The 499-nt window shown below is 67.1% G+C and carries 1 protein-coding gene and 1 pseudogene; both read right to left on the bottom strand.

Going from position 1 to position 499, the window contains the following annotated elements:
• On the bottom strand, positions 1-322 hold a 322-nt coding region (locus KMS84_RS38920; RefSeq protein ID WP_256921279.1), incomplete at its 3' end, for an acyl carrier protein.
• Positions 323-424: 102 nt separating this feature from the next.
• Positions 425-499 (bottom strand): annotated as a pseudogene (locus tag KMS84_RS42200) (KR domain-containing protein); the annotation flags it as partial.

Below are 499 nucleotides of genomic sequence, written 5' to 3'. Positions count from 1 at the left end.
AACCCAGATCACTGAACGCCTGACCCACACCGATGTCCCCGGCACTCGCATGCCCCAACACCACCGCCACCTCACCCGACACCAACTCCACGAGCAGACGCTTCTGTTCGTCGATCGTGAGGGCCGTGAGACGACTGGTCAGAGAGTCGCCGACGGCGCTGTCCGTAGCGGCGATCGCAGTTCGGCGTGGCTTGCGGACCAGGCCCCGCAGCATGGACGGCACCGGGCCGGTGGCCGCCTGCTCGGCGAGGGCTGCGAAGTCGAACTTGACAGGTATCAGTGCCGGTTCACCGGCGCCGATCGCGGTGTCGAAGAGCGCCATCCCCTCCTCGACCGACAACGGACGAATACCGCCACGGCTCATACGAGCCTGATCAGACTCCCCCAACGACCCCGTCATCGCACTCGACGCGCCCCACAGGCCCCACGCCAGCGACACAGCCGGCAACCCCTGCGAACGGCGCCACTGAGCAAACGCATCCAGGAACGCGTTCGCCGC

This window comes from Streptomyces hilarionis (assembly GCF_024539675.1).
GTDB lineage: Bacteria > Actinomycetota > Actinomycetes > Streptomycetales > Streptomycetaceae > Streptomyces > Streptomyces hilarionis.
Note: the sequence above shows the minus strand (reverse complement) of the source record. Positions and strands in the feature narration are given on the sequence as shown.